The following is a 21,677-nucleotide window of genomic DNA, read 5'->3' as shown; positions in this document are numbered from 1 at the left end:
CCTGTCAATAGACAAGATACTTTCAAAATTGAGTTTTAAACTTTGAATTGCTTATGTCTCGTTCTAAAGCTTTACAATATTACATTGTTTCTCGGTTGCTTCTCGCACCACTTCAGCTATTAACAATCATCACTATTGTATTTCTCTTACTAAGAGCAACACCAGGAGATCCCGCAGATGCAATTCTTGGTGGACGTGCGCCAGAAGCGGCTAAAGAAGAATTGCGAAAACAACTCGGTTTAAACCTTCCTCTGTGGCTACAGTACCTAAATTATTTGGGAAGCATACTGCGCTTTGACTTGGGAACCTCTTTAATGAGTACCGGACAGAATGTTGGGGACATAATTGGGCAATATTTCCCGGCGACGGTAGAGTTAGCAGTATGTAGTATGGCCGTTGCGCTCATCGTCGGAATTGCGGTTGGGACTCTTTCGGCTTCCCGTCCTGGAACGTATTTTGATATCGGTGGGCGCTTATTTGGGATTATCACCTATGCACTCCCCATGTTTTGGGCGGGAATGCTTTTGCAGTTGATTTTCTCAGTCCAATTGGGTTGGTTTCCTAATTCAAACCGCTTTCCGCCCAATCTTGCGGCACCCACTACTGTCACTGGATTGTATACAATTGATAGCTTACTCGCTGGAAACTTCATCCAGTTTTTTACATCTTTGCATCATCTGGCTCTACCGAGTCTCACGCTAGGAATTTTGCTGAGTGGGATTTTTGAGCGAATTGTGCGAGTGAATTTAAAGCAAACCTTGCAAGCCGATTATGTAGAAGCCGCTAGAGCCAGAGGTATTGGTGAAAATAAGATTTTAGCCTCCCACGCTTTAAAGAATGCGCTAATCCCAGTAATTACAGTGTTGGGATTAACATTTGCATCTCTATTAGGTGGGGCAATTTTGACAGAGGTGACATTTTCTTGGCCTGGGTTAGCTAATCGACTGTATCAAGCGATCGCCGATCGTGATTATCCCACAGTCCAGGGAGTGCTAGTCTTTTTTGGTGCGATCGTTGTGAGTGCCAGCATTTTAATTGATATTTTAAATGCTTATGTAGATCCACGAATTCGATATTAAGCTGTTGGACATTTTGTTAAATTTCTTGAGAAATACCACTGGCTAAAATCCCAAGAATTTTATTCACATCTTTGAGATAATATTCGCTTAAATCAATGGTCAATGTTTGTTCTTCTAGTTTCAGAAATTGCCAAATACTGCCCGTTGTGACTGCGCCGTAAATTGTTTTAATCTCAGTTGCAGCTTGCTCATTAAAGATTTGGGCTGCTACCATTTCTGCTGCACACTGACCCAAACCCCCATAAATATTTTCTTTTTTAGCTTCTACAACTGTAATTACTGGTGCTGTCAAAATGAGGATTTCTGGAGATTTAGTAATAATAAAATCGCAAGTACCGTTTAATCCTTTGCTATTATCGACAGTAAAATCTACTCCAGAAAATAAACTAACTTGTTCGTGTAATTGTCGGCGTAAATCAACTAAAATGGGAGCAATAATTAACTCAGAACGAGCTTTTTCACTATTACTCCCTAAAGCAATATCCAGGTTATAATTGAGTGTTTCTACAAGTAAATTACTCGCTGTTAATTCAGAAACACCAGCGAAGATATTGCGTTTTTCTAATGTGTTTAAACTAAAGTCTTGTTTTGCTTTAGCTAAACTAAACTCGCTGTAAGCCATAAAACTATTACTCTCTTTCGCTTTTAAATAGAAGACTGAAATTACGGTCCAACATCCAAGTTAAAGTAGAAACTACTGTCAACAATTCTGTTGCTGCCAACATATTTGATAATGAGTATGCTAACTCGGTGCTGTCCTGGTTTAAGCTTCCAAGTTTGTTGAAAATTACCAATATTATGACAAGCAGCATTAATCGGGAAGTTACTAGGAGTGAAAAGTCCATTTTTATAACTCTCAACTCCATTTGGAAACAGATAAACTTTTACTTCTACTCGATTGACTGGATCTTTAGATGGTATGCAATAGGTTAGGTTTGATAATCTTAGAGTATCTCCAGCTTTTAGAGGTATGCGATCGCTATTTTTTACTTGCTGAGGTTCGTTGCTATTAAACTGCACTGAAAGATTATCAACGCATACTTTAGCCACAGTAACTTTATCACACGTTGTAGAAGTGGCGGTGACAGAGGGTGACTCTAGAGAAGGTTTGTTCGCAAGCCCCATTATGACAGGCACTCCGGCAGCTACTATGGTGGCGGTGGCAGCGAGAAGAGCAAGTGCAAGCTGTTGTCTAAAAGTTGTCATTTCTCAAACTCCTCAAGTTTTGTTCTGTAACACCATCATCACTTGAGACACAGACTCTATAGGTAGGCGTTAGTAGGAAGTTTGAGTGATTAAATTGTTGTAAGGGAAAGTAGGCAAATGTAGGTTTGTAGGGTAAAGTATTACACTACTGGCTGATTTTTACTTCGCTCTGCCAATTCAATTACGCCTAATGGACTCAAAACAAGCGTTAGCATTCATTAATGTGCTGTTTGCTAAAAAGACTAATCAAGTCTTAAATGAATTGGAAGAACAGCTTTTTTTAGGAATCTGGGACGGTCAGATTTATTCAGATATTGCTACTCAGACTTTTCTCTCTGAGCAATATTTGAGAGATGCAGGTGCAAATTTATGCAAAAAGATTACAAAATATTTAGGGATAAAAGTTAATAAGAGAAATTTTAAAAATCAAATTAAATATCATTATCAACAGCATTCAGAAACAACTTTACCTTCCCAACAAGCAATTGTAGAACCAATTAATCTATCACAAGGAGATGAATCACAGTCAGATAATCTATCGCAGCAAAATCATAATCCCTTCATTCCATTTAATGGCAGAGTCGAAGAAAAGGATCTATTCTTTGACCGAGAGTGCGAAATCCGGCGAGTTTTTGAGGTACTAAATAGCGGTAGTAGTGTCGTTTTAATTGGGGAGGAGGGAATCGGTAAATCCTCGCTGTTATGGATGATTTGCCAAGAAGCAGAAACTCGTCTAAACGTTGAACGTCAGCCAGTTTTCTTAGACCTGAATTTACTTCATAATGAAAGTCAATTTTATAGTGAATTGTGCCACGAAATTGGTATACCTGACAGTAAAGACTATCAGTTAACCCGCAATTTGCGAAGTTGTAAAATACTACTGGCTATAGATAATGTAGGAAAGCTTACAGGCGAAGGTTTTACTCGCAACATAAGGGATTATTTGCGCGGTTTAGCCGAAGGAAGTAATGCTCCGTTGAAGCTGATTTTAGCTGCCACCGAATCTCTGAATAACCTTTTTAAGGATAGTCAGGAGCAAGGCAACACTTCTCCGTTAGCAGGTATTTGCCAAGAGGAACACATTTATCCTTGGGATGAAGCTACTATGCGTGCTTTTATTACCAATCGTCTAGCTAAAACTTCTGTGAGTTTTACAGAAGAAGAAATCATCCAACTCATCCAAGAAAGTGGCGGACATCCTCGCAAACTGATGCAATTATGTTATCGAAGTTATTCGCGGTATATGGAGGTTAAATAATGGCCTCTGTACCCCGCCTAGACTTAGCACCCAAGTTAAAGCGTCCTCTCTCGTTGTGGAATCCCTGGGATTATCTGCGCCTTTTGTACTGGGTGTTTTTCTTTCCCCAAGCTTTACGGTGGTATGTAGACACCTTCGGGGGTGAGTATATTCCCGAAGGGGAAATGAATTGGCGAAAAAGGTGGAAGTTATTGGGTCAAAATCCTATCCAACGTCAGTTACTTTTACTTTTCCAAGGATTAATTTTAACAGTAATTACACCTGTAGCTATAGGTCTAATTTTTCATACTGCAAACTTTCCTGTTAAATGGTTCTACGTGGCAGGGGGCGTGTTAGGAGGCGTGGCAGGGGGAGCGGCAGGGGGCTTGACAGGCTTGACAGGGGGCGCGGCAGGGGGCGTGGCGCTAGGGGTGGCAGGAGTCGTGGTAGGAGGTGTGGTAGGAGGCGTGACAGGAGTCGTGACAGGAGTCGTGACAGGAGTCGTGGCGCTAGATATAACCGGAGGTCTAATCCGAGGCGTACCCCTAGTAGAGCTAGGCGTGGTGTTTGGGGTGGCGCTTGGGGTGGCATTTGGGGTAGCGCTTGGGGTGGCGCTTGGGGTAGCAGGAGGTGTGGCGTTTGGGGTGGCAGGAGTCGTAGCATTTGAGGTGGCGTTTGGTGTGGCGGTTGGTGTTGCATTTGGTGTTGCATTTGGGATGGCGCTTGGGATACCGGGAGGCGTGCCACAAGGCAAAGCGCTTGACGACGTAGCAGTTGGCGTGGTGGTTAAGGCATTGGGCATCGTGGCTTGGGCATTAGGCGTAGTGGTTGCGGCATTCGGGGTGGCATTTGCAGTGGCGGGAGTAGTGGCAACACTGCGTCCAGAAATCTGGCTTATTGGCTCACCTTTAAACTTGCGAATCATCCAAAACGGTAGTTGGCAACTCCCCCGCATTACTCCACTTTGCCTTCCTAATCTTGTTTGGCGTCTGGAAAATTGGTTGCAAAATGATTGGGAAACAGGTTTACATAACACTAATCAGCTACTTGCATATACCCTGCAATTTATTCCCGTTCTTGAAGCAGTTAGTAGAGTGCTTAATACAACTCCATCAGAGCAAATTATTTGGCGTGTTTCTCTGCTAGCGGCAGATCCCTTTGATTGGAAATTAGTAGGTTTTGCTTCAGTTTCTTTGAGGGAACAAATTAAATCAGAATTTGTTAAATTTGTTAAAGGAGTTGTATTCTTTGGTTATTTTAATGAAACATACTCTCCTTTTACAGTTGACACGAGCTTAGATACTCCTAGCCGTGCTGCTGCTGCTGGTTTCTGGCATTTGCATAAAAAAGAACCTGCTAAAGCAATAGAGGCTTTTGTTGTCGTGCGTTCCATACTCTATGGTGAGGAAATGTATATTCTTGCTCAAACTCTAGCAGCGTTTCATAAAGCTCAAAAACCAGCCTCTATTGCTGCTATCCAAGTTCCTCCATTTCCACAGGAACCGCTTTTACGTCTAGTTACCTGGAAAGTCCTCACTAATCTGCGTCAAGTTGTTGAAGATGTTCAGTTTGTTGTTTGCAGTGTCTCACGTTCAGTCAGGTCTTTAGCTCTCAATCGAGCATTAGGCGAACTGACAAAAATCTTAAATCAAGCTGACACCTTGCCGCAAGCAGAGCAAGGATTAATTATAGATATTGCTAAAACTTGGAAAGAAAGCCTTTTAGAAATCGCTGGTGAAGTGGGAGAAATTTCCATCACCAAGCCTGTGGTTAGTCCCTATCTTGTAGGTGACCCCGTTCAAGGTCATCTCTTTGTTGGGCGAGAAGATATCATCAGACAGTTAGAAGAACTCTGGGTAATGGGTAATCAACTCCAGTCTATAGTTCTCTATGGTCACAGGCGCATAGGCAAGACTTCTATTCTACTTAACGCTGCTAACTGTCTAGGCTCACAAATACAGCTAGCATACGTCAACTTGCTACGTTTGGGAGATAGTCCCCAAGGTGTCGGTGAGGTGCTAATGGCAATTTGTGATGAAATTTCTCAAACTGTCAAACTTCCACCACCAGCTGACGCTGATTTGCTTAATCTTCCCTACCGGACTTTTGAGCGTTATTTAAAACAGGTGGAAGCAAACCTAGACGGTGGGTTAATCATTGCCTTAGACGAGTTCGAGAAAATTGAAGATTTAATTGAAGCCGGAAAAATCCCTATCGACTTTATGGGTTTTCTGCGCGGTTTGGTGCAAATGAGTTCTAAAATCGCCTTTGCCTTTGCCGGTTTGCACACCTTGGAGGAGATGACAGCAGATTATTTTCAACCCTTCTTTGCCAGCGTCATCCCCATTCATGTCGGCTTTCAAGAACGTGCAGCTACTCGCCAAATTCTGGCTAACCCAGGTAATGAAGACTTCCCCCTTGACTACATCCCGGAAGCTTTAGATGAAATTTATGCTTTGACACACGGTCAACCATATTTAGTGCAACTCGTGGGTTTTCAGCTAGTGCGCCGCTACAATGACTTTGTTTTTGAGCAAGGGCGATCGCGTGACCCAGTTTTCACAGTAGAAGACGTGGAAGCAGTTATCAATGACCCTGAGTTTTTCAAACGGGGACGCTATTACTTTGATGGGGTTTGGGGTCAGGCGGCGCGGGGTGCTGAGGGTCAACAAGCAATTGTACAAGTGCTTGCACCTCACCCAGAAGGGCTAAGTCTGGATGCCTTAGCTCATTCTACAGGTATGAACGATGCCGCTTTACAGGAAGCACTGAATACTCTGAAGCGTCATGATGTCGTTGAGGAAACTCAAGGAAGCTGGCGGATTATGGTGGAACTGTTTCGCCGTTGGGTTTTGCAGCAGTAGAGTCGAGCGATCGCATTTGTTATTTCGGCGATCGCATTTGCTATTTCGGCGTTGGCATTTGTTATTTCGGCGTTGGCATTTGTTATTTCGGAGTACGCATTTGCTATTTTGGCGATCGCATTTGTTATTTCGGAGTACGCATTTGTTATTTCGGAGTACGCATTTGTTATTTCGGAGTACGCATTTGCTATTTCAGGGTTCGCATTTGCTATTTCAGCATTCGCATTTGCTATTTCAGCGATCGCATTTGCTATTTCGGCGATCGCATTTGTTATTTCAGCGATCGCATTTCCTATTTCGGCGCATTTACTATTATTGAGGGCTTATCTTCTCAAACTACGGGGGTCAAGTGCATCTCTCAGCCCATCACCGAGTAAGTTGAATGCCAGCACTGTGAGGATAATCAGCACAGCCGGCGGCCAGATTAACCAAGGTTGCAGTACTATAATTGAAGCATTGCTAGCCAGAGAAAGCATATTTCCCCAAGAAGGGTCTGGTTGTTGAATTCCCAAACCGATTAGACTCAGTATCGCTTCTGAACCAATAAAGCTGGGAATTACAAGAGTCGCAGAGATAACTACATAACTAGCCGTTTGCGGTAAAACGTGGCGGACGATGATATAAATTGGGTTCCCACCCATTGCACGCGCTGCTTGGACAAATTCTCGCTCTTTAAGTGATAGTACTTGTCCCCGAATTACCCGTGCTAAACCAGCCCAGCTAATCACCGAAGTAATCACCACAATCAGCAAAAAGCGCTGGGTACTACTTAAGCCAGCTGGTAAGACTGCACCCAATGTTACCAAAAGATAAATACTAGGGAAAGTCATTAGCACTTCTACCAAGCGCATGATGACGCTATCAATCACACCGCCGAAATAGCCAGAAATTCCCCCAACCAGCAAACCAAGGGGATAGGTAATGATAATACCAAAAATCCCGATAAACATACTGATGCGGCCGCCATGCAGGAGGCGACTAAATTGGTCGCGCCCTTGGTCATCAGTGCCCAAGATGTTGAATTTTGTCCCACTTGTTGTGCCAAATAGATGCCAATTTAAGGGAATACCTGAAAAGATTGTGACTTCATCCCACTTTGGGGGTAATGGCAAACTCATCTGTAACAATCGGTATTCTGGCCCGGAGACAAATAGACGCACGGGTGAGGGCTTTGTCAAGTCTACAATGAGTTTGCGATCGCCTGTTTCTAAATTCGTATCTCCCTGAGTCGTGGGATAAATATGGGGTCCGGTAAACTGCCCTGACTGAGAAACCCAGTGTATCTTAGTTGGTGGCAGCAGTGAACCATTAGGCTGTGAAGCATAGGGGTCATAAGGAGCTACGAAATCAGCTGCAATTACTCCTATATAGAAAATTAACAGCAAAATTGCCCCAAATCGTGCCAAAGGATTTTTCTGAAGTCGTCGCCACCAATCCATAGGAGTTAGGAGTTAGGAGTTATAAGTTATGAATTAAGCTTTTATCTTAATTCATAATTCATGATTAATAATTCTCAACTTTCCACTCCTGTAGAGACGCGATTAATCGCGTCTCTACTCCTAACTCGCAACTCCTAACTTCTCCAAATACCTCTGCTGTTCTTCCTGTTGTTTTTCATGTTCCACAACAAATACATTTGAGTAGAGATTAGCGAGAATTTGTTTTCCCTGTTGTGTCAGTGATAGGTAATGCAGTCCCTCTTGGATATAGGGATAGACACCATTCCAGTAAAACTTAGCGTAGTTATTACGTAAATCGGCAGGGGTTTGATAGCCCAAAACTTTATTTACACCAGTTTCTTCAAACTCGTAAAATAAAGAAGTAATTTTCTTCAGATAACGTGGGTCACTTAGTTGACCAATCAAGTCAGCAGCTCGGACTAATCCTGCAAAGCATTTTGTATCTTGATGATCTTCTGCCGCCGGTACGGGAAATCGAGTCAATTCAATATTGCTCTTAATTGCCTCAGCATCTATTAATTTGTGACCTCCAAAACGTTCATCAATAAACAGCTTGGCTCTATCAACATGATATGGTGTCAGACTGGCATCAGAAGCGCCAGGAGCCACAGAAATCATTCTGCCATTTTTACCTGTGGCATATAAACCTGCTGTTTCTCGGTCTTGTCGGCAAACTCCTTTAACGTAGCCAATATCATGACTCACTAAGGAAATGATACAATGCAACCAGTCTTCGCTGGAAACACCGCCTTCCCTGATGTGTTTACCACGTAAAATCTCTTGCCCCACCAGGGTTACAAGGACAGTGTGTTCAACATTGTGATAAAGAGCGTCGCTATTGGCAATGTTTTCCAAAGCCATATTACCAGCCCAGGCAATAATGTCCTGATAATCATTTTTGAAGCAGCCGTAGGTGCGACGGTAGCCGTCTCGAATTTCATTTACAAAGGCATCAATTAAAATTTCCGTGGCATTGAACATATCTGTTTACTCTGGTAAATACCAATTATTTATTGATTTCATTGATTGATTTCAAAATTCCATAATTAGAGCCGCCCTTGCTGGAATTTAGGGCAATGGAGTTTGCTCAGTTGTAACTCACTTGTAGCTGTGAACGCTAGCTTGACCTACATAGTAGTACATGGCTTCTTGGCAACAGAAAGGCTTTAGATGAATTATGAGTTGCGTAGAAAAAAGAATTCCCTAGTTGAGAAAAATACATGAATGGTTCAGATTTTAATTAGATAAATCTAGATTAGCTTTATCAGTATTTCATATCTAAGCCTTGGTTGACGGTGATCTAAATACGTAAGGTATGTGACCTAGAGTAGCTAGATGAGATGAGATTATTTTCTATATCATAATTTTTCTAAGCATTTTTAACTAGTAATTCCTCTTAGAAAGAATGTTCTATTATATACTATTGCCAATAAAATATTTAGACCATAGAATGCGTCATAGTTGATATAAAGTAAATAAATCTCAATTTTTCTTAAGAAAAGACCAAGATTGCTATGGATAGACAGAAAGTGGAGGTGAGACTGTGAGCGATGAAAGTGTTTCAGAAGTTGAGGTGGAAAGACTTGTAACCTCTGAAGATGCTAGCTTTTTGGGCAAATCAGATCCCAAGCCAGCTAGGGTATGGTTGAAGCCATTATTCTTGGGTGCTGGTTTAGGAATTGCGATCGCCTTGGCTGCTATGGGTATATTAAGTCGTCTTCCATCCCGTCAACAAAGTGCGGTAGCAGATAAAAAAGTTAACCCAGCGATGACAGTTACCATTGCCACTGTAGAAACCGCCCGTGTTGTCCGTACCCTTAAAACTACTGGGACTGTAGCAGCGCGTGATTTAATTCCAGTGTTACCGCAGACAAACGGCTTACAAATCAAAAGTATCCCCGAAAATGTGAAAGAAGGAGCTTTTGTCAAAAAAGGTCAAGTTTTGGCGGTGTTGGATAATTCCATACTGCAAACCCAAATTAACCAAGCAAAAGCAGATGTGGAATCTAAACAAGCAGATGTGGAATCTAAACAAGCAGATTTGACGTCCAAGCAGGCAGATTTGGTATCAAGTAAAGCAATAGTCCAGCAAAAACAAGCCGATTTAGCTCAAGCTAAGGCGAGGCTAGAGGAAGCAGCTAAAAATTATCAGCGCTATCAACAACTCGCTGACTCTGGAACCATTAGTAAGCAAGAACTCGATACTCGTTCCTACGCTGTGAAAACTGCCAGAGAAGTTGTGAACCTGGGGCAAGAAAATGTGCGTAGTGCCGAGGCTAATATCGGCAGCGCTCAAGCCAATATTGGTAATGCCCAAGCTATCATCAACAAAGCCAAAGCCGATGTCCGTAGCAGTGGTGCTAAGGTGCAACAACTACAAACTCAGTTGGGACAAACTGTGGTGCGATCGCCGGTTTCGGGAGCGATCGCAGAGAAACTGGCTAGAGTAGGTGATATCACTGGTATACCGCCACAAACCCAGACGGGAACTGTGATTGGTGGCACACAAAAGCTATTTTCGATTATTCAAGATGAAAAGCTAGAACTTCAGGCGAAGGTGCCCGAAACTCAACTAAATCAGGTGAAAATTGGCGCATCTGTGCAAATTACTTCTGGTGTCGATCAGGGTGTGCGATCGCAGGGACGAGTCAGGGATATACAACCACAAATAAACGATCAAAGACGTGAAGCAACAGTAAAAATTGACTTGCCACCAACAACTTTACTTCAACCAGGAATGTTTGCTAGTGCTGCAATTACTACTAACTCAGGGATGAGGATGGTGGTGCCGCAAAAAGCAGTGCAGTCTCAAGCGGACGCAAGTGTAATTGTATTCATCCTATCGGGTGAAAATACAGTCCGCAGCCAGAAAGTAGAATTAGGAGATCCTGCCAATGGCGACAAAGTAGAAATCAAGAGTGGGTTGCAATTAGGCGATCGCGTCGCAGTTGATGGTGCCGGCTATCTCAAAGATGGCGACAAAGTTCGAGTTGCAAATTGAAGGGAGTGGGGAGATCAGGGAGATGAATTAATAACCAATGACAAATGACAAATCTAAAATCTAAAATCTAAAATCTAAAATTCCCCAATGTCTTTTAATATCTCAGCCTGGTCGATTAAAAAACCTGTTCCCACAATAGTTTTATTTTTAATTTTAACTGTGGTGGGTTGGTTTTCCTTTATGTCCTTGGGGATTGATACTAATCCAAATATTGATGTGCCAACAGTTTCGATCAAAGTCACCCAACCCGGTGCAAGCCCAGCAGAATTAGAATCCCAAGTGACGAAAAAAATTGAAGATGCCGTCGCGGGGTTGGGCAATATCGATTATATGATTTCCAGCGTCAGCGATGGGAGTTCTAAGACCACAATAAATTTTGTTTTGGGTACAAATACCGATCGCGCCACCAATGATGTTCGGAATGCGATCGCTCAAATTCGCCAAGACTTACCCCAAGAGATCAACGATCCAATTGTGAAGCGCGTAGAATTTGCCGGCGGTCCAGTGATTACTTACGCAGTTAAATCAGATCAGCGTTCCGTAGAAGAATTAAGCAACCTCGTAGATCAAACTATTAGCCGCGCCTTATTGGGAGTTCCTGGTGTCGCCCAAGTTCAGCGTGTGGGTGGGGTTGACCGAGAAATTCGCATTAACCTTAACCCCGATCGCTTACAATCTCTAGCGATCACCGCCAGCCAGGTAAACGGCCAAATCCGCGCTTTGAATATTAACTTACCTGGCGGACGTGCCGAAGTTGGTGGTAGCGAACAAAGTATCCGCACTTTAGGAAGTGCCACCAGTGTAGATATTTTGAAAACCTACGAAATCGTCTTACCACAAGGTGGTTCCGTACCCTTATCCAGTTTGGGAACCGTAGAAGATAAATTTGGCGACGTGCGCCAAGCCGCCCGTTTGAATAATCAACCCGTGGTAGCTTTCCAGGTGTTACGTAGTACTGGCAGCGTTCTAGTGACAGTGGAACAAGGAGTGAAAGCAGCAGTCAAAGAACTGGAAAAAACACTTCCCTCAGATATCAAGCTAGATTTAATTTTTACTAGAGCCGATATTATCCGCCAATCTTACCAAACCACCATTGATGAATTAATTCAAGCTTCGCTGCTGGCGGTCATCGTTATCTTAGTATTTTTGCGGGACTGGCGAGCAACATTAATTACGGCTGTTACCTTGCCCCTATCAATAATTCCCACCTTCGCAGTGCAGCAGGCACTTGGTTACACCCTCAACAACATGACTTTGTTGGCATTAGCGCTGGCGGTGGGCAACTTGGTAGATGATGCCGTTGTGGAAATAGAAAATATGGAACGCCATATCGCTATGGGCAAGTCAGTTTGGGAAGCTGCTTTTGAATCTTCCGACGAAGTAGGATTAGCGGTAATTGCAAGTTCAGCAACGATTATTGCGGTGTTTCTGCCTGTTGCCTTTATGGGTGGCATTCCGGGGCAATTTTTCCAACCATAACCGTTACGATCGCGCCCGTCAAGTTGCCGTAGAAGGGAACTTACAAGGGATTTCTTTGGGAGAAGCAGTCGAGAGAATCAACAAACTACCTGTGATGCAAAACTTACCGCCAGGAGTAGTACAGCAACCATCAGGGAGTGCCAAAATTATGCAAGACATTTTCGGTCGCTTTGGTGGTGCATTAGGGCTGGCATTAATGTGTATCTATGCGATTCTAGTGCTGCTGTATAACAACTTCCTCCATCCATTATCGATTATGGCAGCCTTACCCTTTTGTTTAGGCGGTGCATTGGTAGCGTTGATGCTTGCCCAAAAACCCTTAGGACTTTATGCCTTGATTGGTATCGTATTGCTGTTAGGGATTGTCACCAAAAACTCGATTTTGTTAGTTGACTATACAATCATCAACATCCAGTCAGGTAAAACCCAGCGTCAGGCACTGGTAGAATCGGGTGTTTCACGTCTGCGCCCGATTTTGATGACATCTTTGGCAACGATCGCCGGTATTCTGCCCCTAGCATTAGGAATTGGCGCGGGTTCTGAAGTTCGCCAACCAATGGGAATAGCCATTATGGGCGGTTTTACAACTTCTACCCTGTTGACACTGGTGGTAGTGCCAGTAATATTTAGCTACATTGACAACTTCCAGAATTGGATTAAGGATAGATTGCGCTATGGCTTTGGTAAAAAACCATCGCGTTCATAATGCCCTTTAGGAGTTATGAGTTAGGAGTTTTGCCCCAATATCCAAATTTGTGCGATCGCATTTACCAATGGGAATCATCACAAACAGATTCACCACAAATAACTAATGGCTTACCAAAACATTACCGCCTCCCTTTCCCCAGCAGATATGCAAGAAATCAAAGCAGCCTTTGCGACTTGGTTGCTAAAAAACCTTTGTAATTTTGCGTGAGATTATTATCTCTTTAAATGGGAATAATATAAAAGTTAAGCTAATCGTCTATATTGATCTTTCCAGACTTATTCTCTTGTAGTAAGAGGCTCTGGCATTGGTTTTATCCAACCTAAATGCTATGAAAGCTTATTGGTCAAAAATCATATAGAAATTTTACTTAATTTCTGGGTGCAAACATGATAATTAAAACACTTGCTACTGCTAAACATACTCCGATGAAGTCGTAGCGATCTGGAGTTACCCCGTCTACCTTCCAACCCCAAAGCATTGCCATTGCGATAAACACGCCGCCGTAAGCCGCATACACTCTGCCAAAATTTGCCGGTTGGAGAGTTGCAATAATCCCATAGAAAGCTAAAGCAATTCCCCCCAATATGCCCCACCAGAAAGGCTTACCTTCGCGCAACCACAACCAGATCAAGTAGCCACCCCCAATTTCAAATAAACCAGCCCACAAAAAATACAGCAAGGACTTAATCATTTGACCAATTATTGAATAAATGGAACTCAGTGAAATTACGCTAACGCTTTTAACTAAACTATTGTCATTAATTAAAGTAAGTTTGTTGACCAAATTGGGTATTAGGGATTGGGGACTTGTACTGAGCGACTTGTGCCGAGCAAAGCCGAGGTAAGCCGAAGTATTGGGGACTGGATACTGGGGACTGGGTACTAGGTACTAAGGAATGGGAAGAAACAAGATAAGGTCTTCTTTTTTAATAATTCCCCCCAATCCCTAATCCCTAATCCCCAATCCCTAATACTTCGGCTTCGCTCAGTACAAGTCCCCAATACTTCGGCTTCGCTCAGTACAAGTCCCCAATACTTCGGCTTCGCTCAGTACAAGTCCCTAATACCCAATCCCCAGAATTAGATAAGGCTCACGGATGAAAGCACCATTACCTAATAACGAAGCACAGAGAATTGAAACGCTTTTGGAGTATAAGATTCTCGATACGCCATCTGAAGCCGTCTTTGATGACCTCACCCGTTTAGCCTCGTATATTTGTCAGACTCCTATTGCCTTAATTAGCTTAATTGATGCAAATCGCCAGTGGTTCAAGTCAAAAGTCGGTTTGGATACCCCAGAAACACATCGAGATTTGGCATTCTGTGCCCATGCTATTCTCCAGCCTGATGTTTTTGTTGTGCCTGACGCAATAAATGATGAACGGTTCGTCGCCAACCCACTGGTAACATCTGATCCAAATATTCGGTTTTATGCTGGTGTACCTCTGACTAACCCTGAAGGATACGCACTCGGAACCCTCTGTGTGATTGACTACGTACCACGAGAACTTACTCCAGAACAACTGGAGGCGTTGCGAACTTTGGGTCGTCAAGTTATGAAGCAACTGGAATTGCGCCGAAATTTAGCAAGTTTGGTACTTGTTACGAAGAAAGGCAAATGGGCGCAGAAGGTACACAAGCAATTTCTCAAAAAGATTGCAGCAGGTTTTAGTTTAGCGTCAGCAATTTTAATTCTGATTGGCGTGGTTGCCTATCAAAATACAAGAGTATCTACTAATAATCAGAGTGTAGTTAAAAATTCTTATAAAAAAATCAACAGTCTAAACGAACTACTGTCCCAGATCAAAGATGCCGAAACTGGACAAAGTAGTTATATCCTGACTGGAGAAAAAAGTTATCTAAAACCTTATCAATCAGCACTTGGGAACGTTAATCAAGAAATTGCCAAGCTGAAGAATTTAACGGCAGATCAACCGAAGGAAGGACAGCAAATTGCAACGGTTGAATCTTTGATAACGGCTAAACTTAGGCAACAACAACAGACTATCGACTTTCGCCAGAACAAGGGATTAGAGGCGGCGTTGCAAGTACTACTGAGAAATAATCAAGAAAATCTCATGGATGATATCGGCAAGATGATCAATGAGGTCAAAAATGAGGAAAGGGGGCGGCTTCAACAACAGTCACAAGCAAAAAAAGCTAGGATTCGCAACACAATTTTGACACTGGCGATCGCTATCACCCTAAGTTTGATGGTTCTGGCTGTAATCTACTACTTGATCTATCGTGAGGTGACTGAGCGGAAAAAAACACAAGAAACCTTAAATCAAGAACGCAATTTTATCTCAGCAATCCTTGATACAGTCGGGATGTTGGTAATAGTCCTGGATTCTCAAGGCCAAATTGTTCGTTTCAATCAAGCTTGTGAGCAAATAACAGGTTACTCCTTCGATGAGGTGAGGGGTAGGTATTTCTGGAATTTATTCCTGTTTCCTGAAGAGTTGGAGTCAGTCAAAGCAGTTTTTGAGCAACTGCTAACGGGTAGAGGCTTTCTGGAGTACGAAAACTATTGGGTAATGAAGGATGGCAGTCAGCGACTGATTAGCTGGTCGAATACCTTCTTAAAAGACTATGAAGGATCAGTGGAATACATTGTTAGCACTGGCATTGACATCACTGCTCGCAAACGATCTGAACGGCTTCTGACTGCACAATATGCTGCAACCCGCGTCTTAGCAGAGTCCGCCACCACCAGCGAAGCTACTCGCCAAATCCTTCAAGGGATCTGTGAGAGTTTGGGATGGGATTTAGGTGAAATTTGGATGGTCGATCAGCAAGCAAATGTGCTGCGTTTTCTCGATATGTGGCATCAAGCATCCCTTGATTTGCAAGAATTTGAAGCACTGAATCGGCAAACCACCTTTCCACCAGGAATTGGATTACCTGGCGGTGTTTGGGCGAGTTCTGAACCTGTTTGGATCGCTGATGTCGTTAAAGAACTTAGTTTCTCTCGCTTTAAAATCAGCGATCAAGTAGAACTACACGGAGCCTTCGGTTTTCCGATCCGCATCAGTCACAAAATCCTCGGTGTCATTACCTGCTTCAACCGTGAAATCCAGCCGCCTGACCAAGATTTGCTAAAAACAATGAATTTCATCGGTGAGCAAGTGGGGCAATTTATCCAGCGTAAACAGGCTGAAGAAGAAATACAACGCCAAAACTTGCGATCGCAACTCTTTACCGAAATCACCCTCAAGATTCGCCAGTCTTTGGAAATCGAAGAAATTCTCAAAATCACTGTTGAGGAGGTGCAAAAGATTCTCCAGACTGACCGAGTTTTGATCTATCAGCTTTTGCCAGATGAGTCGGCAACCACCGTTACTGAAGCAGTAGTTTCTGGCTTACCAGCAATCAAAGAACAAAACATCACCACCCTCTACTTACAAGCGGAATATTTACAACAATACTATTTACAGCAGTACCGTCAAGGACAGATTTTCGGGCTGGCTAATTTGCATCTGCCAGAAATTGAACAAAGCCATCTGGAGTTAATGCAACAGTTTGGGGTGAAAGTCAATTTGGTTGTGCCCATTCTTGTCAAAGAAGAAGTTCGCGGTTTGCTGATAGTTCATCAGTGTGACGATTCTCACCACTGGACTAGCTTTGAAACTCATCTCTTGCGGCAAATAGCCGACCAAGTAGGTATTGCCTTAGCCCAAGCCCAACTATTAGCAGCAGAAACTCGTCAGCGACGAGAACTTGAAATTGCCCGTCGCCAAGCCGAATTAGCTTCTCAGACGAAAAGTGCATTTTTGGCAAATATCAGTCATGAAATTCGCACTCCGATGAATGCTGTGTTGGGAATGACCAGTCTGGTGTTAGATACTTCCTTAGATGCAGAACAGCGAGATTTTATTGAAACAATTCGTAGTAGTGGAGATGCCCTTTTAACTTTAATCAACGAGATTTTGGATCTTTCCAAACTTGAGGCTGGAGAGATGGCTCTCGAAACTCTAGATTTTGACCTATCCACTTGTGTAGAAGAAGTGGTGGAATTATTGGCTCCCTCTGCCCATAACAAGGGATTAGAAATTGCAGCACTAATTGATCACAATGTCCCTACCCAGCTTAAAGGGGATACTGGTAGACTGCGGCAAATTCTCATGAACTTAATCAGCAACGCCATCAAGTTCACCAGCGTCGGCGAAGTATTAGTGCAAGCCGAATTGCGTTCGTCTTCCTCCACTACAGCCACCATCCATTTTGCCATCACAGATACGGGTGTTGGCATTAGCCCTGAAGACCAGCGCAAAATCTTTACACCATTTACCCAAGTGGATGCTTCTACCACTCGTAAATATGGTGGTACCGGTTTGGGATTAGCCATCTGTAAACAACTTGTAACCTTGATGGGAGGAGTGATTGGGGTAGAAAGTCAGGTAGAAAAAGGATCTAATTTTTGGTTTGAGGTGCTTTTTACGAAGCAAGTTGAGCCGATTTTGGCAAAATCCGATGGCTTCTCTGCGACACCCGACACCAACGCCAAGAGCGATCGCGGACTTTTGCGCGATCGCCGCTTATTAGTAGTGGATAACAACGCGACTAATTACAAAATTATCTCCCATCAAGCTACTCATTGGGGAATGCAGGTAGATCAAGCTGGCAGTATTGCTGCGGCGCTCAAAGTGATTCAGCAAGCTGGTGAGCAGGGTAAATCGTATCATGTCGCCTTGGTTGATATGCAAATACCCCAAAGTTATGGCATGACAATCAAAGAACAAATTCAAGCCAATTCTGCAATTGCTGAGATCCCTTTGATTATGCTCGCCTCTACTAATCAACGGGATGAAGTGCAACAGGCGCTCAAAATCGGATTCGCTGCTTGTTTGGTCAAACCCATTAAGCCATCACGACTCCTCGATACCATCATGACTATTTTAGAAACTCAGCCAGAATCAGAACAAGGGGCAAGAAGCAAGAGGCTACAGGCTACTGAAGAAATCGAGAGTACAGAAACTTCAGGCATTCTTACTTCCTCTTCCCCTAACCCTTCTAATAAATCCAAGTTAAGAATTCTGTTAGCTGAAGATAATTTGGTGAATCAGAAAGTAGCCTTAAAGCAACTCCAGAGTTTGGGTTACAAAGCCGATGTCGTTGCTAATGGAAAAGAAGTTTTGCAGCTATTAGAAAAAATTCCTTACGATTTGATTCTAATGGATTGCCAAATGCCAATTCTCGACGGTTTAGAAACCACAAAAGAAATTCATCGTTGGCAAGAGGGTGCTTTTGCTCTGCGTCGTCGTCCTGTGGTGATTGCAATGACGGCTAATGTGATGAAAGAAGACGAACAAATGTGTCTCAATGCCGGAATGGACGACTATCTGAGTAAGCCAGTGTTTAAAGAAAAATTGGCTGCGACTCTAGAACATTGGACAGGTGTGATCGCTTCACAACAAGAGGCAACTGTGTATAAACAGACAGTTTACAACGACCTAGCAATCGATTGGGAACACTTGCATCGGATATCGGGAAATGATGAAGAATTTGAATTAAATCTATTGCAAGTATGCGTGGAAGATATTAAACCCCGTTTAGAAATAATTAAAGCCGCGATCGCATCTCAAGACTTTGGGCAAATAGCGCGAGAAGCTCATCACCTTAAAGGTGCTAGCGCCAATATTGGAGCCACAGCTATGTACCTAGCAGCTGACAAACTAGAACAATTAGCTTTCCATCAAGAGCGTAGAGGGATGAATAACTCAGTTTCCGAATTAGAAGAATTTGTCAACCGCATTCAAGATTTTTTAATCAAAAACAAAGTCCTAAATCACACCTTATTTCATGTTCAGTAAATTACCTTTGATTCCCGAAGAACCGCAAAGAGCTTGGTAAATAAAAAAGCCCTCAACTAAAAGCTGAAGGCTTTGATTTAATTAAGGTGCATCTACTATTTATTAATCCGCTTTATTCATTGCTATATCCGGGTAAATTAGACTTCTGATAAAATTTATTTTTTCCCAACTAAAAAATAATAGCAGCGATAAAAAAAGCCCCCAACTAAAAGCTGAGGGCTGTTATTTAATTAAGGTGCATCTACTATTTATATATCCGCCTTAGTTATTGTTGCATCAGGAAAAATTAAAAAAAGAATGGATGGCTGTGGGATTGATTTTTTATACAGCAGATTTCACGTAAATGAAGTACATATATAAAACCCAAAACCTTGTAGAGACGTAGCAGTGCGACGTCTCTACGTGTATTAGATTAGAGCGCAATCTGCTGTAAGTAAGTCGGCATATTAACAATTCAAAATTCAAAATTAAAGACATTTCAGACTTGTGGAGTGCGGTTTTGGGGTCTCCCCCGCCGTAGGATGCGCGTTCGCAAAGCGTCTCGAAGAGAAGCGCTGTAGAGGAGCAACTCCGGGGGATTTAAACCCCGATGGTTCCTGAGCGTAGCCGTTGGCGCAGCCTCTCGTAGAGAAGGACTGAAATGGCTGCTACATATAGATTGCAGGTTGTTAAACCCTTTAATTTACGATAAAAGCAACCTGTGTAAAGAAAAGTAAACAAGGCTCAAACCCTTTTTCCCCCAGTTCCCTACTTATCCCAAGGATAATTATTTACGCCGATCTACTTATCCAACCTTAGTACTATTAGAGCCTGCGGTATTTAAGTAGGTAATCATTGACCAACTTCACAGTAATTTTACAAATGTCCCGAATTTCCTTTGGATAGACAAAGTTTCTGTTAATATCTCTAATGGATATCCGCAATAGTACGAATTTAGTTTATTAGTTGGGTATATGACTATGAACGTTAGATGCACCCAACTCGATGAAGCGATCGCAATTTCTATTAGCCCTTGGTAGTCTTAGTATTGTCGGGGGAAGCTTTTTTGTGAGAAAAAATTTTAGCAATACTAGCAAACCTAAAATAATAACTGATACATCACGCTACAAAGAAATTCGTAACCAACTATGGTCTGATAATGACCAAGTAAAACATTTTCCTAATGAGATTCCCAGTGATGCCAAAGATGTTCGCATTGCTTACTCTCCCGAATTTTTACCAGGAAGTAGTTTTTTTCAAATTAGGCTGAAAGAGCCACCAACCAAGATAGAAAAATTACTTTCACAATACAGAAGTAGTGCAAAACACAAATATAGCGGTGGCAACACAAACGACCACATAAATCAACCTAACGGTGTACCGACAACTTTCTTCTACACCAGTGACTCTCATACAGAATCTTTTCCAGCTACTTATGAAATATTGGTATTAAATGCAGAGGACAAAGGTAGACCTGGCTTCAAGTGGAATCATGGAGATAGCTACGGCGTGGCTATTAATAGTTCAGCCTCAGAAATTATCTATTGGTCTGAAAAATGGTAATTAGCAATTCAAAAGTAATTTTAATCGCCATGATAAAATCAGTTTTTTGAGATTGAGAAGACGGTAAATCTGTATTTCAAGTTCTACCACAGCTTGCCTTGTGAAGTTTTGAGTACAGAAAGCTGACCCTGATTTCAATACTAAGTACTGCTTTTACCCTTTTGGGTATATCACTTTGGGTAGTTAAAACTTATAGCCACCATAGTTAAGATTTTAATGGTGCTTAAAAACTATCTGAATATGTATAATGCCAACTGCTTTAATTACTGGCGCATCTAGTGGTATTGGTAAAGCCTTTGCTCACGAACTAGCTGCACGCAAGACAAATCTTGTACTCGTTGCTCGTTCTGAAGAAAAACTCAGCGCATTAGCTAAACAACTACAAGAGCAACACAAAATTCAAGTAGATGTTATAGTCAAAGACCTCACAGAACCTAATGCAGCTGCTGGTGTATTTGATGCCACTAAAGCAAAGGGATTAACCATAGATTTATTAATCAACAATGCTGGTTTTGGTTACTATGGCGACTTTGCTGAAGGGGATGGAGAAAGACAAATTAAAATTGTACAATTAAATATTTTAGCATTGGTAGATTTAACCCATAAATTTCTACCCTTGATGCGGCAACGTCGTTCTGGAAGTATTATTAACGTATCCTCTATTACCGCATTTCAACCGATACCATACCTTTCTGTTTATGCTGCCAGTAAAGCTTTTATTCTCAGTTTCAGTGAAGCACTATGGGCAGAAAATCGTCAATATGGTGTCCGTATTTTAGTCACTTGTCCAGGACCAATAGAAACAAACTTTTTTGCAGAGGCTAATTTTCCTCCAGCCCTGGCAAGCAATACAGATAAAGTCTATTCTTCCGAAAAAGTGGTTTGGGAATCTTTAGAGGCTTTAGAAAAAGGCTATCCAACTGTTATTAGTTCTGATACTAACACTCAAATTAGAAGCAAATTATCTCGGCTCGTACCGCGTAAACTTCTGCTGAATATGTTAGCAAAACACTTTAAAGCCTAAGTAGATGTTTAAAAGTTAGGAGAGACGCGATTAATCGCGTCTGTACAAAAGTTGGGAGTTGGGGATTTGGAGTTAAAGAAAACGGGGAATTTAAAAATCCTAACTTTTCACTCCTCGCTTATTACCAAAAAAATGGGTTTAGAGCTACGTGCTTCACGCAATGCTTTAAAGTAATAAGTAATAAGTAATAAGTAATAAGTAATAAGTAATAAGTAATAAGTAATAAGTAATAAGTAATAAGTAATAAGTAATAAGTAATAAGT

General features: G+C 42.2%; 15 protein-coding genes. 10 read left to right on the top strand and 5 right to left on the bottom strand.

The window, feature by feature from the left end:
- The first annotated feature begins 53 nt into the window (after nt 1–53).
- Complete coding sequence (locus V7K50_RS09655; RefSeq protein ID WP_334959436.1) at nt 54–1,079, top strand: ABC transporter permease; 1,026 nt, start codon at nt 54–56, stop codon at nt 1,077–1,079.
- Nucleotides 1,080–1,095: 16 nt separating this feature from the next.
- On the opposite strand, the gene V7K50_RS09650 is transcribed toward V7K50_RS09655, so the two are convergent.
- Both V7K50_RS09650 and V7K50_RS09645 read right to left on the bottom strand, forming a co-directional pair.
- Nucleotides 1,096–1,701 (bottom strand): hypothetical protein, encoded by a 606-nt coding sequence (locus V7K50_RS09650; RefSeq protein ID WP_334959434.1) that lies wholly within the window; start codon nt 1,699–1,701, stop codon nt 1,096–1,098.
- A 41-nt stretch (nt 1,702–1,742) separates the two neighbouring features.
- Nucleotides 1,743–2,285 carry a hypothetical protein gene (locus tag V7K50_RS09645; RefSeq protein ID WP_334959432.1) on the bottom strand — a complete coding sequence of 181 codons (543 nt, stop codon included), beginning with the start codon at nt 2,283–2,285 and terminating at the stop codon, nt 1,743–1,745.
- 190 nt (nt 2,286–2,475) lie between these two features.
- Between V7K50_RS09645 and V7K50_RS09640 the strand changes: the two genes are divergently transcribed.
- The 3 genes from V7K50_RS09640 to V7K50_RS09630 are packed head-to-tail and all read left to right on the top strand — an operon-like array spanning nt 2,476 to nt 6,705.
- The gene (locus V7K50_RS09640) at nt 2,476–3,543 is read left to right on the top strand and encodes an ATP-binding protein (protein WP_334959430.1); all 1,068 of its coding nucleotides are present in this window, start codon (nt 2,476–2,478) and stop codon (nt 3,541–3,543) included.
- Nucleotides 3,543–6,386, top strand: a complete 2,844-nt coding sequence (locus V7K50_RS09635; protein ID WP_334959428.1) for an AAA family ATPase — start codon at nt 3,543–3,545, stop codon at nt 6,384–6,386. Before V7K50_RS09640 ends, V7K50_RS09635 begins: the two co-directional genes overlap by 1 nt.
- Nucleotides 6,310–6,705 carry a hypothetical protein gene (locus V7K50_RS09630; protein ID WP_334959426.1) on the top strand — a complete coding sequence of 132 codons (396 nt, stop codon included), beginning with the start codon at nt 6,310–6,312 and terminating at the stop codon, nt 6,703–6,705. Before V7K50_RS09635 ends, V7K50_RS09630 begins: the two co-directional genes overlap by 77 nt.
- 4 nt (nt 6,706–6,709) lie before the next feature.
- Here V7K50_RS09630 and V7K50_RS09625 read toward each other — a convergent pair whose 3' ends face one another.
- Entirely contained in the window at nt 6,710–7,825 is a 1,116-nt protein-coding gene (locus V7K50_RS09625) for an ABC transporter permease (RefSeq protein ID WP_334959424.1), read from the bottom strand.
- 120 nt (nt 7,826–7,945) lie between these two features.
- Complete coding sequence (locus V7K50_RS09620; protein ID WP_334959422.1) at nt 7,946–8,827, bottom strand: Npun_R2479 family HD domain-containing metalloprotein; 882 nt, start codon at nt 8,825–8,827, stop codon at nt 7,946–7,948.
- 562 nt (nt 8,828–9,389) lie between these two features.
- Here V7K50_RS09620 and V7K50_RS09615 point away from each other — a divergent pair.
- From V7K50_RS09615 to V7K50_RS30665, 3 genes are all read left to right on the top strand, one after another.
- Complete coding sequence (locus V7K50_RS09615) at nt 9,390–10,847, top strand: efflux RND transporter periplasmic adaptor subunit (protein WP_334959420.1); 1,458 nt, start codon at nt 9,390–9,392, stop codon at nt 10,845–10,847.
- 87 nt (nt 10,848–10,934) lie between these two features.
- Complete coding sequence (locus V7K50_RS09610; RefSeq protein WP_442944568.1) at nt 10,935–12,326, top strand: efflux RND transporter permease subunit; 1,392 nt, start codon at nt 10,935–10,937, stop codon at nt 12,324–12,326.
- Nucleotides 12,283–13,032: an efflux RND transporter permease subunit gene (locus tag V7K50_RS30665; protein WP_442944567.1), complete on the top strand. Its 750-nt coding sequence runs from the start codon at nt 12,283–12,285 to the stop codon at nt 13,030–13,032. The genes V7K50_RS09610 and V7K50_RS30665 overlap by 44 nt, the downstream gene beginning before the upstream one ends.
- Before the next feature lie 370 nt (nt 13,033–13,402).
- Here V7K50_RS30665 and V7K50_RS09605 read toward each other — a convergent pair whose 3' ends face one another.
- On the bottom strand, nt 13,403–13,726 hold the full coding sequence (locus V7K50_RS09605; protein WP_334804950.1) for a YnfA family protein: 324 nt from the start codon (nt 13,724–13,726) through the stop codon (nt 13,403–13,405).
- 406 nt (nt 13,727–14,132) lie between these two features.
- Between V7K50_RS09605 and V7K50_RS09600 the strand changes: the two genes are divergently transcribed.
- From V7K50_RS09600 to V7K50_RS09590, 3 genes are all read left to right on the top strand, one after another.
- Nucleotides 14,133–18,848, top strand: coding sequence for a GAF domain-containing protein (locus V7K50_RS09600; protein WP_334959418.1), 4,716 nt, complete (start codon nt 14,133–14,135; stop codon nt 18,846–18,848).
- A gap of 984 nt (nt 18,849–19,832) precedes the next feature.
- The gene (locus V7K50_RS09595; RefSeq protein ID WP_334959416.1) at nt 19,833–20,390 is read left to right on the top strand and encodes a hypothetical protein; all 558 of its coding nucleotides are present in this window, start codon (nt 19,833–19,835) and stop codon (nt 20,388–20,390) included.
- 247 nt (nt 20,391–20,637) lie between these two features.
- A complete protein-coding gene (locus tag V7K50_RS09590; RefSeq protein ID WP_334959414.1) occupies nt 20,638–21,414 on the top strand; it encodes an SDR family NAD(P)-dependent oxidoreductase in 777 nt (258 codons plus the stop codon).
- Nucleotides 21,415–21,677 lie beyond the last annotated feature (263 nt).

The organism is Nostoc sp. (assembly GCF_036917135.1).
GTDB lineage: Bacteria > Cyanobacteriota > Cyanobacteriia > Cyanobacteriales > Nostocaceae > Nostoc.
This window is presented reverse-complemented; position numbering and strand designations above follow the sequence as displayed.

What these genes read in the sequence shown, in the direction of transcription:
- V7K50_RS09605 (WP_334804950.1), bottom strand. Translation starts at nt 13,726, where the DNA reads ATGATTAAGTCCTTGCTGTATTTTTTGTGGGCTGGTTTATTTGAAATT.
- V7K50_RS09595 (WP_334959416.1), top strand. Translation starts at nt 19,833, where the DNA reads ATGAAGCGATCGCAATTTCTATTAGCCCTTGGTAGTCTTAGTATTGTC.
- V7K50_RS09620 (WP_334959422.1), bottom strand. Translation starts at nt 8,827, where the DNA reads ATGTTCAATGCCACGGAAATTTTAATTGATGCCTTTGTAAATGAAATT.
- V7K50_RS09640 (WP_334959430.1), top strand. Translation starts at nt 2,476, where the DNA reads ATGGACTCAAAACAAGCGTTAGCATTCATTAATGTGCTGTTTGCTAAA.
- V7K50_RS09625 (WP_334959424.1), bottom strand. Translation starts at nt 7,825, where the DNA reads ATGGATTGGTGGCGACGACTTCAGAAAAATCCTTTGGCACGATTTGGG.
- V7K50_RS09655 (WP_334959436.1), top strand. Translation starts at nt 54, where the DNA reads ATGTCTCGTTCTAAAGCTTTACAATATTACATTGTTTCTCGGTTGCTT.
- V7K50_RS09600 (WP_334959418.1), top strand. Translation starts at nt 14,133, where the DNA reads ATGAAAGCACCATTACCTAATAACGAAGCACAGAGAATTGAAACGCTT.
- V7K50_RS09645 (WP_334959432.1), bottom strand. Translation starts at nt 2,285, where the DNA reads ATGACAACTTTTAGACAACAGCTTGCACTTGCTCTTCTCGCTGCCACC.
- V7K50_RS09630 (WP_334959426.1), top strand. Translation starts at nt 6,310, where the DNA reads ATGATGTCGTTGAGGAAACTCAAGGAAGCTGGCGGATTATGGTGGAAC.
- V7K50_RS09635 (WP_334959428.1), top strand. Translation starts at nt 3,543, where the DNA reads ATGGCCTCTGTACCCCGCCTAGACTTAGCACCCAAGTTAAAGCGTCCT.
- V7K50_RS09610 (WP_442944568.1), top strand. Translation starts at nt 10,935, where the DNA reads ATGTCTTTTAATATCTCAGCCTGGTCGATTAAAAAACCTGTTCCCACA.
- V7K50_RS09650 (WP_334959434.1), bottom strand. Translation starts at nt 1,701, where the DNA reads ATGGCTTACAGCGAGTTTAGTTTAGCTAAAGCAAAACAAGACTTTAGT.
- V7K50_RS09590 (WP_334959414.1), top strand. Translation starts at nt 20,638, where the DNA reads ATGCCAACTGCTTTAATTACTGGCGCATCTAGTGGTATTGGTAAAGCC.